Source organism: Streptomyces sp. NPDC052910 (genome assembly GCF_055585605.1).
The window spans coordinates 64,505-79,123 of record NZ_JBVJJR010000001.1 but is presented as its reverse complement, the minus strand read 5'-3'; the positions used below and the strand labels follow the sequence as shown (position 1 = coordinate 79,123).

11 protein-coding genes are annotated in these 14,619 nt (G+C 74.0%); 9 read left to right on the top strand and 2 right to left on the bottom strand.

The annotated features are described in order from the left end of the window. Positions 1-59 precede the first annotated feature (59 nt). The 6 genes from ACZ6X9_RS00305 (at position 60) to ACZ6X9_RS00280 (ending at position 5,729) form a co-directional block, all read left to right on the top strand. Positions 60-503, top strand: coding sequence for a DUF4190 domain-containing protein (locus ACZ6X9_RS00305; RefSeq protein WP_469775703.1), 444 nt, complete (start codon positions 60-62; stop codon positions 501-503). A 284-nt stretch (positions 504-787) separates the two neighbouring features. Next, positions 788-1,972, top strand: coding sequence for an ABC transporter ATP-binding protein (locus tag ACZ6X9_RS00300; RefSeq protein WP_469775702.1), 1,185 nt, complete (start codon positions 788-790; stop codon positions 1,970-1,972). Beyond that, positions 1,969-2,880, top strand: a complete 912-nt coding sequence (locus tag ACZ6X9_RS00295; RefSeq protein WP_469775701.1) for an ABC transporter permease — start codon at positions 1,969-1,971, stop codon at positions 2,878-2,880. Before ACZ6X9_RS00300 ends, ACZ6X9_RS00295 begins: the two co-directional genes overlap by 4 nt. Then, positions 2,880-3,704: an ABC transporter permease gene (locus ACZ6X9_RS00290; RefSeq protein WP_469775700.1), complete on the top strand. Its 825-nt coding sequence runs from the start codon at positions 2,880-2,882 to the stop codon at positions 3,702-3,704. Before ACZ6X9_RS00295 ends, ACZ6X9_RS00290 begins: the two co-directional genes overlap by 1 nt. 4 nt (positions 3,705-3,708) lie before the next feature. Next, complete coding sequence (locus ACZ6X9_RS00285) at positions 3,709-5,121, top strand: NAD(P)/FAD-dependent oxidoreductase (protein WP_469775699.1); 1,413 nt, start codon at positions 3,709-3,711, stop codon at positions 5,119-5,121. Between the two features lie 155 nt (positions 5,122-5,276). Further along, complete coding sequence (locus tag ACZ6X9_RS00280; RefSeq protein ID WP_469775698.1) at positions 5,277-5,729, top strand: bifunctional DNA primase/polymerase; 453 nt, start codon at positions 5,277-5,279, stop codon at positions 5,727-5,729. Here the strand turns inward: ACZ6X9_RS00280 and ACZ6X9_RS00275 are convergent. Together ACZ6X9_RS00275 and gabT are read right to left on the bottom strand one after the other, a co-directional pair. Continuing rightward, positions 5,665-6,273: a phosphatase PAP2 family protein gene (locus ACZ6X9_RS00275; RefSeq protein WP_469775697.1), complete on the bottom strand. Its 609-nt coding sequence runs from the start codon at positions 6,271-6,273 to the stop codon at positions 5,665-5,667. The two genes, ACZ6X9_RS00280 and ACZ6X9_RS00275, sit on opposite strands and share 65 nt — an antisense overlap. A 412-nt stretch (positions 6,274-6,685) precedes the next feature. Continuing rightward, positions 6,686-8,038: a 4-aminobutyrate--2-oxoglutarate transaminase gene (gabT, locus tag ACZ6X9_RS00270; RefSeq protein ID WP_469775696.1), complete on the bottom strand. Its 1,353-nt coding sequence runs from the start codon at positions 8,036-8,038 to the stop codon at positions 6,686-6,688. A gap of 603 nt (positions 8,039-8,641) precedes the next feature. On the opposite strand from gabT, the gene ACZ6X9_RS00265 reads away from it, so the two are divergent. From ACZ6X9_RS00265 to ACZ6X9_RS00255, 3 genes are all read left to right on the top strand, one after another. Further along, a complete protein-coding gene (locus tag ACZ6X9_RS00265) occupies positions 8,642-11,128 on the top strand; it encodes a proline dehydrogenase family protein (RefSeq protein ID WP_469775695.1) in 2,487 nt (828 codons plus the stop codon). A gap of 186 nt (positions 11,129-11,314) precedes the next feature. After that, positions 11,315-12,877 (top strand): PucR family transcriptional regulator, encoded by a 1,563-nt coding sequence (locus ACZ6X9_RS00260; protein WP_469775694.1) that lies wholly within the window; start codon positions 11,315-11,317, stop codon positions 12,875-12,877. A gap of 154 nt (positions 12,878-13,031) precedes the next feature. Next, positions 13,032-14,486, top strand: a complete 1,455-nt coding sequence (locus ACZ6X9_RS00255) for an aldehyde dehydrogenase family protein (RefSeq protein ID WP_469775693.1) — start codon at positions 13,032-13,034, stop codon at positions 14,484-14,486. Positions 14,487-14,619 lie beyond the last annotated feature (133 nt).

Here is a 14,619-nt window from a genome sequence, read left to right as displayed (position 1 = left end):
ATCCGCGGAGGGCGGATCTTCGCCCTGCTTTACCCATAGCATTGCCCGGCGTATCTACAATGAGGGGATCACCTTTGTCCGGTTACGGTCAGAATCCTTACGGGCCGCCTCCGCAGCAGCCGCCCCAGCCGCCCGGCTACGGCTACCCGGGCCCGGGGAGCCAGCCGCAGGGCGCCTATCCGATGGCGCCGCCCGTCCAGCCGTACGGCGTCGGCCCGTACGGGATGCCGATGCAGCCGAACAACGGCCTGGGCACGGCCGGTCTCGTCACCGGCATCATCGGCGCGGTCTGCGGTCTGCTGCCCTTCCTGTACTTCTTCGCCTTCGTGCTCGGCATCCTCGGCATCGTGTTCGGCGCCGTCGGCCGGTCGAGGGTCACCAAGGGGCAGGCAACCAACCGCAGTTCCGCCACGGCCGGCGTCGTGCTGGGCATCGTCGCCCTGATCCTCCCGTTGCTCTGGTTCGCCTTCATTGCGAGCGCCCTCGGCATCGCCATGTGGTGACCCGACGGGCCGTCGCGGCCGTCCGGACGACTCACCGTACCGACAACACTGATTCCGTCGTGGAGTGAAATCTCCGCGACGGAATCTCTTGTTGTGGGCCGCTTCCTCTGCCAGGATCGGCGATCACATCCGGTAGGAGCGACGGCGGAGTCCGTCGTGGCCACGGCCCCGGCGGGCAACGGAGGAGTGAGCGATGCGGCACCCGCACGGCCCGTACGCGGACACCCCCGTCCGTATGTCACTGTTATGTGCTCTACGCCCCCACATCCGATGGATCCACACCCATGACTGCAACCGCCCCGAGCGGCCCCGGCGGCAGCGGAACCGACGTCCGCCTGGCCGGGATCAGCAAGCGCTACGGCGCCTTCACGGCCGTGCACCCGCTGGACCTCTCCGTCCCCGCGGGTTCGTTCTTCGCCCTGCTCGGGGCCTCCGGCTGCGGCAAGACCACCACCCTGCGCATGATCGCCGGCCTGGAGGCCCCCACCGCCGGCAGCGTCGTCCTCGCCGGCCGGGACGTCACCGCTCTGCCGCCGTACAAGCGCCCGGTCAACACCGTCTTCCAGAGCTACGCGCTCTTCCCGCACCTGGACATCCACGAGAACGTCGCCTTCGGCCTGCGCCGGCGCGGTGTGAAGTCCGTGCGCAAACAGGTCGGCGAGATGCTCGACCTCGTCCAGCTCGGCGACCTCGCCCGGCGCCGGCCGCACGAGCTCTCCGGCGGCCAGCAGCAGCGCGTGGCCGTCGCCCGCGCGCTCATCAACCACCCTCAGGTGCTGCTGCTCGACGAGCCGCTGGGCGCCCTGGACCTCAAGCTCCGCCGCCAGATGCAGCTCGAACTCAAGCGGATCCAGACCGAGGTCGGCATCACCTTCGTGCACGTCACCCACGACCAGGAGGAGGCGATGACGATGGCCGACACCGTGGCCGTGATGAACGCCGGCCGGGTCGAGCAGCTCGGCGCCCCCGCCGACCTCTACGAGACCCCGCGCACCACCTTCGTCGCCAACTTCCTGGGCACCTCCAACCTCATCACCGCCGAGGTCGTCGACGCCTCCGGCGACGACCTCGTGCTGCGCGCCGCCGACGGCAAGCTCGCGCTGCCCGTCGCCCGCTGCCAGGTCCCGGCGCGCACCGGTGACAAGATCCTCGTCGGCATACGGCCCGAGAAGATCGCGCTCACCCACGCCGACGACGCCGAGACCGTGCCCGACGGCCGCAACCGGGTGCGCGGACGTATCAGCTCCGCGAGCTTCATCGGCGTCTCCACCCAGTACCTCGTCGACGCGCCGGTCGCCACCGGCACGTCCGGTCTGTCCGTCTACGCCCAGAACGTCGAGCGCGACCCCCGGCTGGTCCCCGGCGCCGAGGTGCTCCTGCACTGGAACCCCGGCCATGGCTTCGGACTGGACGCCGCGCAGCGCATCGAGGCGGGCACCGACGTGGACCTGGGGGAGGCACCCTCATGACGACGGTCGCCCCCGACCCCACCGAGACCCCCGCCCGGCCGTCCGCCCCGGGCCGGCGCGTCCCCTACTGGCTGCTCCTCCCCGGCATCCTCTGGCTGCTGGTCTTCTTCGTGGCCCCCCTCGTCTACCAGGCGTCGACCTCCGTCCAGACCGGCTCGCTGGAGGACGGCTTCCGGGTCACCTGGCACTTCGCCACCTACTGGGACGCCCTGGACGCCTACTGGCCCCAGTTCCTCCGCTCCATCGGCTACGCCACCGCCGCCACCGCGCTCTGCCTGCTGCTCGGCTACCCGCTCGCGTACCTCATCGCCTTCCGGGCCGGGCGCTGGCGCACCCTGCTGATGGTGCTGGTCATCGCACCGTTCTTCACCAGCTTCCTGATCCGCACCCTGGCCTGGAAGACAATCCTGTCCGACGGCGGACCCGTGGTCGCCGCCCTGGACTCGCTGCACGTCCTGGGCCTGACCGACGCGCTCGGCGTCACCGAGGGGCACCGGCTCCTCGCCACCCCGCTGGCCGTCGTCTGCGGCCTCACCTACAACTTCCTGCCCTTCATGATCCTGCCGCTCTACACGTCCCTGGAACGCATCGACGGCAGGCTCCACGAAGCCGCGGGCGACCTCTACGCGAGCCCGTTCACCACGTTCCGCCGGGTGACCTTCCCGCTGTCCATGCCCGGCGTCGTGGCCGGCACGCTGCTCACCTTCATCCCCGCCGCCGGCGACTACATCAACGCCGAACTGCTGGGCTCCCCGGACCAGAAGATGATCGGCAACGTCGTCCAGTCGCAGTTCCTGCGCGTGCTCGACTACCCGACCGCCGCGGCGCTGTCCTTCCTCCTCATGGCCGTGATCCTCGCCATGGTCACCGTCTACCTCCGGCGGGCCGGAACGGAGGACGTCGTCTGATGCGCGCCGCCGCCCGCCCGCTGCACTGGTTCCGCCGCCACCTGGTGGTGATCGCCGGTCTGGGCACCCTCGCCTACCTGCTGCTGCCCAACGTCATCGTCACCGTCTTCTCGTTCAACAAGCCCGCCGGCCGCTTCAACTACGAGTGGCGGCGGTTCTCCACGGACGCCTGGACGCACCCCTGCGACGTCGCCGGCCTCTGCGGCTCGCTGTCGCTCAGCCTCTGGATCGCCCTCTGGGCCACCGTGGGCGCCACCGTGCTCGGCACCCTGGCCGCCTTCGCCCTGGCCCGCCACCGCTTCCGCGGCCGGGCCGGGGTGAGCGGACTGGTCTTCCTGCCGATGGCGATGCCCGAGGTCGTGATGGCCGCCTCGATGGCCACCCTCTTCCTCAACACGGGCGTGGCCTTCGGCTTCTGGACGATCCTCATCGCCCACATCACGTTCTGCCTGAGCTTCGTCGTCACCGCCGTCAAGGCCCGGGTGGCGAGCATGGACCCGCGGCTGGAACAGGCCGCGCAGGACCTCTACGCCACGCCGCTCCAGACGTTCCTGCGCGTCACGCTGCCGATCGCCGCGCCCGGCATCGCGGCCGGGGCCCTGCTGTCGTTCGCGCTCTCCTTCGACGACTTCGTCATCACCAACTTCAACGCCGGCTCCACTGTGACCTTCCCCATGTACGTCTGGGGAGCCGCGCAGCGGGGCACGCCCGTTCAGATCAATGTCGTCGGCACGGCGATGTTCGCCGTCGCCGTCCTGTGCGTCCTGGCCGGCCAACTGGCCGGACGCCGGAAAAACAGAAGAAGAGGCAGCCGAAGGAGCTGAGAACATGGCCGCTCGTGCCATGAACCCTGCCCAATCACTTTCCGACACCGCTCTGCGCCCCTACTGGCTCGACGACCCCGGCCGGCCCGACCCCCGCCCCGCCCTCGTCGGCGACGAGCACTGCGATCTGCTCGTCGTCGGCGGCGGCTACTCGGGGCTCTGGACCGCCCTCAACGCCAAGGAACGCGACCCCGCCCGCGACGTCGTCCTCATCGAGGCCGAGGAGACCGGCTGGGCCGCCTCCGGCCGCAACGGCGGCTTCTGCGCCGCCTCCCTCACCCACGGCGTCGCCAACGGCCTCGCCCGCTGGCCCGACGAGCTCCACCGCCTGGAGGAGCTCGGCCGGCGCAACCTCGACGGCATCGAGGCCGCCCTCCGCCGCCACTCCATCGACTGCGACTTCGAACGCACCGGCGAGATCGACATCGCCACCGCCCCGCACCAGGTGGCCGAATTGCGTGAGGCCGCGGAGGAATACGCGGCCCACGGCATCACCGGCCACGAGTACCTCGACCGCGACGCCCTGCGCGCCGAGGTCGACTCCCCGACCTTCCTGGCCGGCCTCTGGAACCGCGACGGCGTCGCCATGCTGCACCCGGCCAAGCTCGCCTGGGGCCTCAAGCGCGCCTGCCTGGAGCTCGGCGTGCGGATCTATGAGCACACCCCCGGCAGCGGCCTGTCCTCACGCGGCGCCGGGGTCGCCGTCCGCACCCCCTACGGGCGGGTGTTCGCCCGGCGGGCCGCCCTCGGCACCAACGTCTATCCGTCGCTGGTCAAGCGGCTGCGCCCGTTCATCGCCCCGGTCTACGACTACGTCCTCGTCACCGAGCCGCTGACCGAGGAGCAGCTCGCGGCCGTCGGCTGGAAGCGGCGGCAGGGGCTCAGCGACTCGGCCAACCACTTCCACTACTTCCGCCTCACCGCCGACCGGCGGATCCTGTGGGGCGGCTACGACATCGTCTACCACTACGGCGGCGAGGTCCGGGCCGAGTACGACCACCACCCGGCCACCTACCAGCGGCTCGCCGAGCACTTCTTCCGCTGCTTCCCGCAGTTGGAGGGCGTCCGCTTCACCCACGCCTGGGGCGGCGCCATCGACACCTGCTCCCGCTTCTCGGCCTTCTTCGGCACCGCGCACGGCGGCCGGGTCGCCTACGCCCTCGGTTACACCGGACTCGGTGTCGGGGCCACCCGGTTCGGCGCCGACGTCATGCTCGACCTGCTGGCGGGGGAGCGGACCGAGCGCACCGAGCTGGAGATGGTCCGCAGCAGACCCCTGCCCTTCCCGCCGGAACCGGTGCGGTCGGTGGGGATCGGCATCACCCAGTGGTCGATGACCCGGGCCGACGAGAACGGCGGGCGGCGCAACCTCTGGCTCAAGGCGATGGACAAGGTGGGGCTGGGCTTCGACAGTTGACGCCGGCCGACCGCCGGCCGATCACCGCCTGCCCGCCCGCTGACCCGCCGGCCGGTGAACCCGGTCGGGGGAATCCCGCCGGACCCGCGTAAGGGCCGCCCGGCCGCCCCCTCCCACCCGTGCACGCACACACCCGACACGGAGGAGGCAGGCGTATGAGCGGCGGCGCCGGCAGGACGAGCGCGGTGGAATGGCTGGCATCGGCCGCCCCCGATCCCGCGGGCTGCCGGTGGGAGTGGGAGCGCAATCCCTTCGGGATCGCCCTGCTGCCCGCCGGCAGGCTCTGGGACGTCCTCATCTTCCCCGGCGGCCTCGGCCGCCCCACGGCCGACGTCCTGGCAGGGCGCGCCGGAACACCCGGGCCCGTCCTCGCCGACGAACGGGCGGGCCGCGTCGGCTTCCTCGTCCCGCCCGGGACGGCGACCCGGTGGCTGGCCACCGGGGTGCGCGGTGCCGGGCGTGGCACCTGGATCGTGGTGCCGCACCCGGTCCGCAACGCCTCCCTGGTCCGCTGGCTGGTACCGCCCGACGGGTCCGGGCTGCTCATCGACCCGGTGGTGCTGGAGCTCTCCCTGCACGAGGCCGCCGCCCGGCTCGCCCGCGGCTGAGCGCCCGGGACAGGCACCACAGCACGAGCGCGGCCAGGCACCAGGAACCGAGGACGTCCAGCGGCCAGTGGTAACCGCGGTGCACCAGACCGGCTCCCACCGCCACGTCGAGCAGGACGTACCCGGCGGCGGCCCGGCGGGAGCGGGTGACCAGCAGCAGGGCGGCGCCGTAGGCCACGGCGGCGGTGGCGGTGTGGCCGGAGGGGAAGAAGCCGTCGTGCGGGCCGGCCCCCATCGCGGGCGGCCCGGGCCGGCCGACGAGGGTCTTGAGCGGGACGACGAGGGCGGGCACCGCCGCCATGGCGAGGGCGGCGGCCAGCGCGTGCGACCACGGCCGGCCGCGCCGCAGGACCGCCCACAGCGCCGCGACGGCGAGTACCGGTACGGCGACGGAGGCGTTGCCGAGGTCGGCGAGGAAACCGGTGACCACCCGGGGGAACGCGGCACCGGAGACGGCGCGCCCCACCCGCTCGTCGAGCGCGCGCAGCGGGCCGTGCCCGGCCACCTGCCAGGTGAGCAGGGCGAACAGGACGACCGAGAGCACCGGGAGGAGAACGCCAGGAAGGCGGAAGGCCGACGGCTCCGGAACAGGGGGGGAGGTTCCGAGGCCGCCGGCCGGGCCGGCGTGCCGCTCGCCCCGGGGGGTGTGGAACGGGCGGCCGTCCGATCGGTGAGGAGTCCCGGGGCCCGTGTCTCTCGTGACCCCGGTCGCGTGCGCGGTGGCACGGCCGCGCCGGTACGGGGGACGCACCGGCGGGGCGTCGTCCGCAGTCCCCTGCGGACGGGGTGTCTCACTCATCTGCAGAAACCGTACGGCAGGGCGGGCGGCGGACGGTAGCCGTGTCACCCGTCCACCACCCGCCCCGCACAGGTTCTTCACGGGCGCCCGTGCAGACGCCCGCGCACGCCGGTCCGGAAACGGATCAGGAGCCGGCCGGACAGGGACCAGGAGCTGGTCAGAGCCGTGCGAAGGCCGCCTCGATGATGTCCAGACCCTCGTTGAGCAGGTCCTCGCCGATGACCAGCGGCGGCAGGAAGCGCAGCACGTTGCCGTAGGTGCCACAGGTGAGGACCAGCAGCCCCTCGGCGTGGCAGGCCTTGGCCAGCGCACCGGCGGCCTCCGGGGCGGGAGCCTTGGTCTCCGGGTCCTTGACCAGCTCGACCGCGATCATCGCGCCGCGGCCGCGGATGTCCCCGATGACCGGGAACTTCTCCTGCATGGCGGCCAGGCGGCCCTTCATGACCTCCTCGATGCGCTTCGCCTTCGCGTTGAGGTCCAGCTCGCGCATGGTCTCGATCGCGCCGAGCGCGGCGGCACACGCCACCGGGTTGCCGCCGTAGGTGCCGCCGAGGCCGCCCGCGTGCGCCGAGTCCATGATCTCCGCGCGGCCGGTGACCGCCGCCAGCGGCATGCCGCCCGCGATGCCCTTGGCGGTGGTGATCAGGTCCGGGACGACGCCCTCGTCCTCACAGGCGAACCACTGGCCCGTGCGGCAGAAGCCGGACTGGATCTCGTCCGCCACGAAGACGATGCCGTTGTCCTTGGCGAACTCCGCGATCCGCGGCAGGAAGCCCTTGGCCGGCTCGATGAAGCCGCCCTCGCCGAGCACCGGCTCGATGATGATCGCGGCCACGTTCTCCGCGCCGACCTGCTTGGTGATCTGGTCGACGGCCTGGGCCGCGGCCTCGGGGCCGCAGTTCTCCGGGCCGGTCGGCCAGCGGTAGCCGTAGGCCACCGGCACCCGGTAGACCTCGGGGGCGAACGGGCCGAAGCCGTGCTTGTACGGCATGTTCTTGGCGGTGAGCGCCATCGTCAGGTTGGTGCGGCCGTGGTAGCCGTGGTCGAAGACGACGACCGCCTGGCGCTTGGTGTACGCGCGGGCGATCTTCACCGCGTTCTCGACGGCCTCGGCGCCCGAGTTGAACAGCGCCGACTTCTTGGCGTGGTCGCCCGGGGTCAGCTCGGCGAGCCGCTCGCAGACCTCGACGTACCCCTCGTACGGCGTGACCATGAAGCAGGTGTGGGTGAAGTTCGCCAACTGCGCGGACGCGCGGCGGACCACGGCCTCGGCGCTGGCGCCCACCGACGTCACGGCGATGCCCGAACCGAAGTCGATCAGCGAGTTGCCGTCCACGTCCTCGATCACGCCGCCGCCCGCGCGGGTGGTGAACACCGGCAGCACCGAGCCGACGCCCCCGGCGACCGCCGCCGTACGACGCGCCTGGAGCTCCAGCGACTTCGGGCCGGGGATGGCGGTGACGACGCGGCGCTCCTGGGGGAGGGCCGAGCCTCCGGACAGTTCGGTCATGGGTGGGCTCCCGGGGGAAGAACGCGGACTTTTCACCGCAGGCTAAGGGCGGGCCGACGGCCCCGGCATGTTCCGTTCGGGAGCAGTACGGGCGCGCCGTTGTCCGGACGGTACATGGCGGACGGATGCGGGACGGGCCGCGACCGCCGCCTCCTCCGCCGGCCGGGACCGGACTGTGCCGGGACGGGTGGGGCCGTCAGCGGGCCGGGCGCCGGCCCTTTCGGGGTGTGCGGTGGCGTCTTCGGGCCGTGCGGGGCCGCCTTCGGGCCGGGTGGTATCGCGATCGGGCCGAATGGTGGGCGCCTTGGGGCCGCCCGTGCGGGGCCGTCTTCGGGCCGGCGGTGGGCTCCCCGGACCGGCCGGATGGCGCCGCCGGACCGGGCGGTGGCGTTCCCGGGCCGGCCGGGTGGCACCCACGGGGCTGTCCCGAGCCAGCCCCGAGCCGGCCCCGAGTCAGCCCCGAGCCTTCCCGGAAGTCGGCCCGGAGACGCTGAACTCCCCGCTCAGGGCCGCTAGATTGGCCACGCGACGTCGGTCCGGCCGCAGCCGGGCCGCACGGCCGCAGGCAGCAGCGGGACCGGCCGGCGGGGGCAAGGGGCAGCGATGGCATCCGAGGACACGTACGGGGACGCGTACGGCGCACCCCCCTTCCACGGTGGCCGCCCGGCCCGGCCCGACCCGTCCGGCCCGACCGCCCCGCCCATGCCGCTCCGGCCCCCGGCGCCCCGGAGGCCCGCCGAAGCCGCCGGGGCCGCCGAGGCCGAGCACCCCTTCCTCACCTGGCTGCGCACCCCCCGGCCGGCCGCCCAGCCGGGCGTCTGGCGCTTCGGTCACCGCCCCAAACCGCCCGAGGAGCCCGGCCGCACCCCCGGGCGGCAGCTCGTCGGCGGTGCGGTGATCTCGATGCTGTGCGGCTGGCTGGTCTGGTCCCTGCTGTGGCACGGCTACTTCGGGCCGTACTGGAAGTGGCCGCTGAAGGCGCTGGTGCCCGGCGACTGGGACGAGCTGTCCCGTGAGTGGATGCTGTCCTCCTACCTCTACTACGCCCTGTGGTTCTGCGGCCTCGTCGTCCTCTTCGCCCGCATCGGCCGCGTCCCCGAACTGTGGCGCCGCTACGGCGGCCCGGCCTGGTCCTCCCTCAAACGCCGGCTCGGACTCCGGCTGCCCCCTGCCCTGCTCCCGGAGCGGCCGGACCGCATCCCCAGGCCGCTGCTCGTGCGCCGCGCCCTCCTCGCACTGGCCGGCGGGGTCCTCGCCTGGGAACTCTGCTACGACGTGTTCGACACGGTCTGGCTGTGGCCGCTGACACACGTCATGCCGGTTTCCTGGATGCAGCCCCCGATGTTCTTCTACGCCACTTACGCGTACTACACCCTCTTCATCGTCCTCTTCTTCGTTCTGGCCGCCCGCGTGGGCTGCTGGGGCGAGCTCTGGCGCCGGTACGCGGCCCCGGACCGGCCACCGCGCACCCCCGGCCGGACCACCGGGGACGCCCTCCCGCCCGACACCGACGAGGACCCCGCCGACTGGCCCCGCCTGCGTGCCGAAGGCGCCCCCGACGCCGCCGAGCGGCTCGCGGCGGATGCCCGCCGGGGTCTGATGAACGACGTGGACCGGGCCCGGATCGAACGGGCCTGGGAGGCCGTCCGCGACCGGCCCGAGTGGCGGGCCGCCTTCACCGACGCCGTGCTGCGGGCCGGTGCCGCGGCCTGCGCTCATCCCTCCGGCGCGCGCGACCTCGGCGTCCGGGCCGCCCGGCACGACCTGATCACCGGCCAGGTCCGGATCGGCACCGCCGCCGAGGACCGGCGCAACCCCTACGACCACCGCGGCGTCGGCTGGGCGCTGGACCCCGGGCTGCTCGGCACCTCCCTGCTCGCCGTCGGCCCGCCCGGCTGCGGCAAGACGGCGGGCCTGGTCCGCCCGGTGCTGGAGTCGCTGTGCCTGCAGGCGCTCGCCGGGCGTGCCGCCGTGGTCGCGGTGGGGGCGGCGGGTACCGCCCTGGCCCCCGACGAGGCGTTCGACGTGGTGATCCGCATCGGCCGCCCGGACTCCGCGTACGACCTGGACCTGTACGGCGGCACCGACGACCCCGACGAGGCCGCGGCGATCCTCGCCGAGGGTCTGGTCGGCGACCTCGCCGCCGCGCTCCCCGGCGGGGACGGCCGCCGTGCCGCCACCGCCCTCGCCCAGATCCTCGGCCCCTTCCACGGTGCGCACGGCCGCTTCCCGTCCGTCCAGGAACTGCGCGAGCTGCTCGACGGCTCGCCCGCGGCGGTCGACGCGCTCCGCGACCGGCTCGCGGCCGGCGGGCAGGGCGCGCTGGCCCGGGAGCTGGACGCCCGGGAGCGGCAGGCGCGGCGTCCCGGTGACCCGGCGCCGATGCTGGCCGACCGCATCGCGCTGCTCGACCGCCCGGCCTTCGCGGGCTTCTTCGACACCGGCGACCCCCGGCGTACGTTCTCCCTCCGCACCCTGGAGCACCCTCTGCGGGTCCGCGTCGACCTGCCGGAGCGCGGCCACGCGGAGGCGTCCCGGTTGCTGGCCCGGCTGATCCTCGCCCAGTTCACCGAGTCCGCCGCCGCCCGCGCCGACCGCTCGCTCTTCGCCTGCCTGGTGCTCGACGACGCCACCCACACGGTGACCGCCGAGTCGGTACGCGGCCTCCAGCGGCTGCGCTCGGCGCACGCCGGCGCGGTCCTCACCCTCCGCACGCTGGACGACGTCCCCGAGACGCTGCGCAGCGCCCTGCTCGGCACCGTCGGCTGCCGGATGGCCTTCTCGGGCGTGACGACGTGGGACGGCGCGCGGTTCGCCGAGGTCTGGGGGAAGGAGTGGGTGGAGACCCGCGACGTCACCGACCGCCAGATCATCGCCCACGAGCCGCTCACCCGCGCCCTGCACGTACTCCGCCGGGTGGTCACCGGCCGCGCGGTCACCGCCCAGTCCGTCACCGTGCGGACGGTGGAGCGGGAGCGCTGGTCCGCCTCCGAACTGGCGCACGGGGTGCCGCCGGGGCACGCGGTGCTCTCGGTGACCTCCGTACGGGGGGCGACGACGCCGCCGGTGCTCGTGAACCTGCGCGACTAGGGGGTGTCCGACGGATCTCCGTGGCGTCAGACGCCCCCAGCCGACCGGAGGAGGGAGCCGGGGCAGCGCCGGTCGTGCTCCACTGAGGCAGAATCGGTCACAGCAGTTCATACGGGACGGCCCTGTCGCCGTGCCGTCCCGCGCCGGTCGCGCAGGTTCACCCGAAGCCGCCCATCCGAAGGTGCCATGCCCCCCACGCTCGCCTCGCTCGTCCACCACTCCGCCCTCAAGCTCACCGTGCTCGCGGGCCGGGAGCGGCTGGACACCCCCGTCCGCTGGGCGCACGTCAGCGAACTGGCGGACCCGGTGCCCTGGATGGAGGGCGGTGAGCTGCTGCTCATCACCGCCATGAAGATCGACGCGGCCGACCCGGACACCGTGCGCCCCTACGTCGGACGGCTGGTCAAGGCGGGCGTCGTCGGTCTGGGGTTCGCCGTGGGCGTCAACTACGAGCAGGTGCCGCCCGCTCTCGTCGAGGCCGCGGAGGAGGCGGGACTGCCGTTGCTCGAGGTGCCCCGGCGCACCCCCTTCATCGCCATCAGCAAGGCCGTCTCCGCCGCCATCGCCGCCGACCAGTACCGGGCGGTCACCGCGGGCTTCGCCGCCCAGCGCGAACTGACCCGGGCCGCCCTCGGCCCGGACGGCCCCGCCGGGCTGCTCGCCCGGCTCGCCGCGTACGTCGACGGCTGGGCCGCCCTCTACGACGCCTCGGGCGCGGTCGTCGCCGCCGCCCCCGACTGGGCCGCCCGCCGCGCCGCCCGCTTCGGCCCCGACGCCGGACGGCTGCGCGGCCGGCCCGCCCCCGCCAGCGCCGTCGTCGCACCGGAGGAGGGCGACGACCGGGTCGAGCTCCAGTCCCTCGGCACCGGCCGGCGCGCCCGCGGGGTGCTCGCCGTCGGCACCGCCGCGCCGCTCGGCACGTCCGAGCGGTACGCCGTGCACTCGGCCGTCGCCCTGCTCACCCTCGCCACCGAGCGCTCCCGGGCCCTCCAGGACGCCGAGCAGCGGCTGGCGGCGGCGGTGCTGCGGATGCTGCTGTCGGGGGAGGCCGAGCACGCGCGGGCCGTCGCCGGGAAGCTCTACGGGTCCCTGCTCGACCAGCCTTTCCGCGTGCTCGTCGCGGAGCCGGTGCCCGCCGCGTCCGAGGGTGCCGAACCGGAGGCCGGCGACCCGCTCGCCGCCCTCGCCGACGCGGCGGAGGCGGCGGCCAGCCGGGCGGCGGAGCCGGTGCTCGCCGTGCCGGACGGGGGGCGGCTCGTGCTGCTCGGGCCGGACGGCGGCGCCGCGCTCGCCGCCTGCGAGGCGGCCGCCGGCGAGGAGGGCGCAGGCCTGGCGCTCGGCCTGTCCGCCACCACGGCGCCCGCCGACACCGCCGCCGCCCTCCGCCAGGCGGAACAGGCCCTCTCCGTCGCCCGGCGCCGCGGCCGCCCCCTCGTCGGACACGAGGACGTCGCCGCCGGGTCAGTCCTCCCCCTCCTCGCCGACGATGCGGTGCGGGCGTTCGCCGACGGGCTGTTGCGGGCGCTTCGGGCGCACGACGCGGCGGGGCGCGGGGACCTCGTCGCGTCGCTGCGGGCCTGGCTCTCGCGGCATGGGCAGTGGGACGCGGCCGCGGCCGACCTGGGGGTGCACCGGCATACGCTGCGGTATCGCATGCGGCGCGTGGAGGAGATTCTGGGGCGGTCGCTGGACGATGCGGATGTCCGGATGGAGCTGTGGCTGGCGCTGAAGGCTTCGCCTGGGGCGTAGGAGGGTTGCCCCTCTGGGGAGGGACCGGGGCCACCGCGCCGATCCGGCGCGCCCGCCCGCACCCACACTCCACAGCGGACAAACCATGCCTGCCGGACCGCCCCCTACGGTGGGGAAGCGAACCAATCACCCCCACTTCGGAAGGGCCGGGCCCGTGACCGACACCCCCGCTCCGCACGCGTTCTGGCTGGCCGGCCGTGAGGCCACCGGCGAGGAGACCTTCGACGTCACGAACTCCTGGGACGGCCGCCTGGTCGGCACCGTGAGCGTGCCCACCGAGGCCCAGGTGGAGGAGGCCGTGGCCGCCGCGCACGCCGTCCGCGAAGAGTTCGCGGCGACGCCCGCGCACGTCCGGACGGCCGCCCTCGACCACGTCGCCAAGCGGCTGGCCGAGCGCACGGAGGAGATCGCGCGACTGATCTCGGCGGAGAACGGCAAGCCGATCAAGTGGGCGCGCGGCGAGGTCGGCCGCGCCGTCTCCGTGTTCCGGTGGGCCGCCGAGGAGGCGCGCCGGTTCAACGCCGGTGACGCGCAGCGCCTGGACACCGACCCGGGCTCCACCGGCCGCCTCGCCCTGACCCGCCGCTTCCCGCGCGGCGTCGTGCTCGGCATCGCGCCCTTCAACTTCCCGCTGAACCTGGCCGCGCACAAGGTCGCCCCCGCCATCGCGGTCGGCGCGCCGATCATCCTCAAGCCGGCCCCGGCGACCCCGCTGTCCTCGCTGGTCCTCGGCGAGCTGCTCGCGGAGACCGAGCTGCCGGCCGGTTCGTGGAGCGTCCTGACGGTTCCCAACGACCGTATGCCGGCCCTCGTCCGGGACGAGCGGCTGCCGGTGATCTCGTTCACCGGTTCCGGCCCGGTCGGCTGGTCCATCCTGGACTCCGCGCCCCGCAAGCACGTCACCCTGGAGCTGGGCGGCAACGGCGCGGCCGTCGTCCTGGCCGACTGGTCCTCCGAGGCGGACCTGGACTGGGCGGCGCAGCGCATCGCCACCTTCTCCAACTACCAGGGCGGCCAGTCCTGCATCTCCGTGCAGCGCGTCATCGCCGACGCCTCGCTGTACGAGCGGCTGGTGCCCAAGGTCGTCGCGGCCGTCGAGGCGCAGGTGACCGGTGACCCGTCGGACGCGGCCACCGATGTCGGCCCGCTGGTCAGCGAGGACGCCGCGAAGCGCGTCGAGTCCTGGGTGGACGAGGCCGTCGCCGCGGGCGCGAAGCTGCTCGCGGGCGGCAAGCGCGAGGGCGCCACCTACGCGCCCACCGTGCTCGCGGACGTCCCGGCCGGCGTGACCATCGCCTGCGAAGAGGTCTTCGGACCGGTCCTGACCCTCGCGAAGGCGGACGGCGAGGAAGCCGCCTTCGCGGCCGTCAACGACTCGCCCTACGGCCTCCAGGCGGGCGTCTTCACCCACGACCTCCAGACGGCCTTCCGGGCACACCGTGCCCTGGAGACCGGTGGTGTCGTGATCGGCGACGTCCCGTCGTACCGCGCCGACCAGATGCCGTACGGCGGCGCCAAGCAGTCCGGCGTGGGCCGCGAGGGCGTGCGCTACGCGATGGACGACTACACCTACGAGCGGGTGCTGGTCCTGACGGGCCTCGCCCTGTAACGCCCGGTTCCGTACCACTCGGCGCGCTCCGGGTCCGTGACCCGGAGCGCGCCGGTCCCCCGTGAAGCCGGCACGTCCCCCGTTGGTTCCCCCGTGAAGCCCGGGGTGCCGACGGGAACCGACTCTAGGGAAC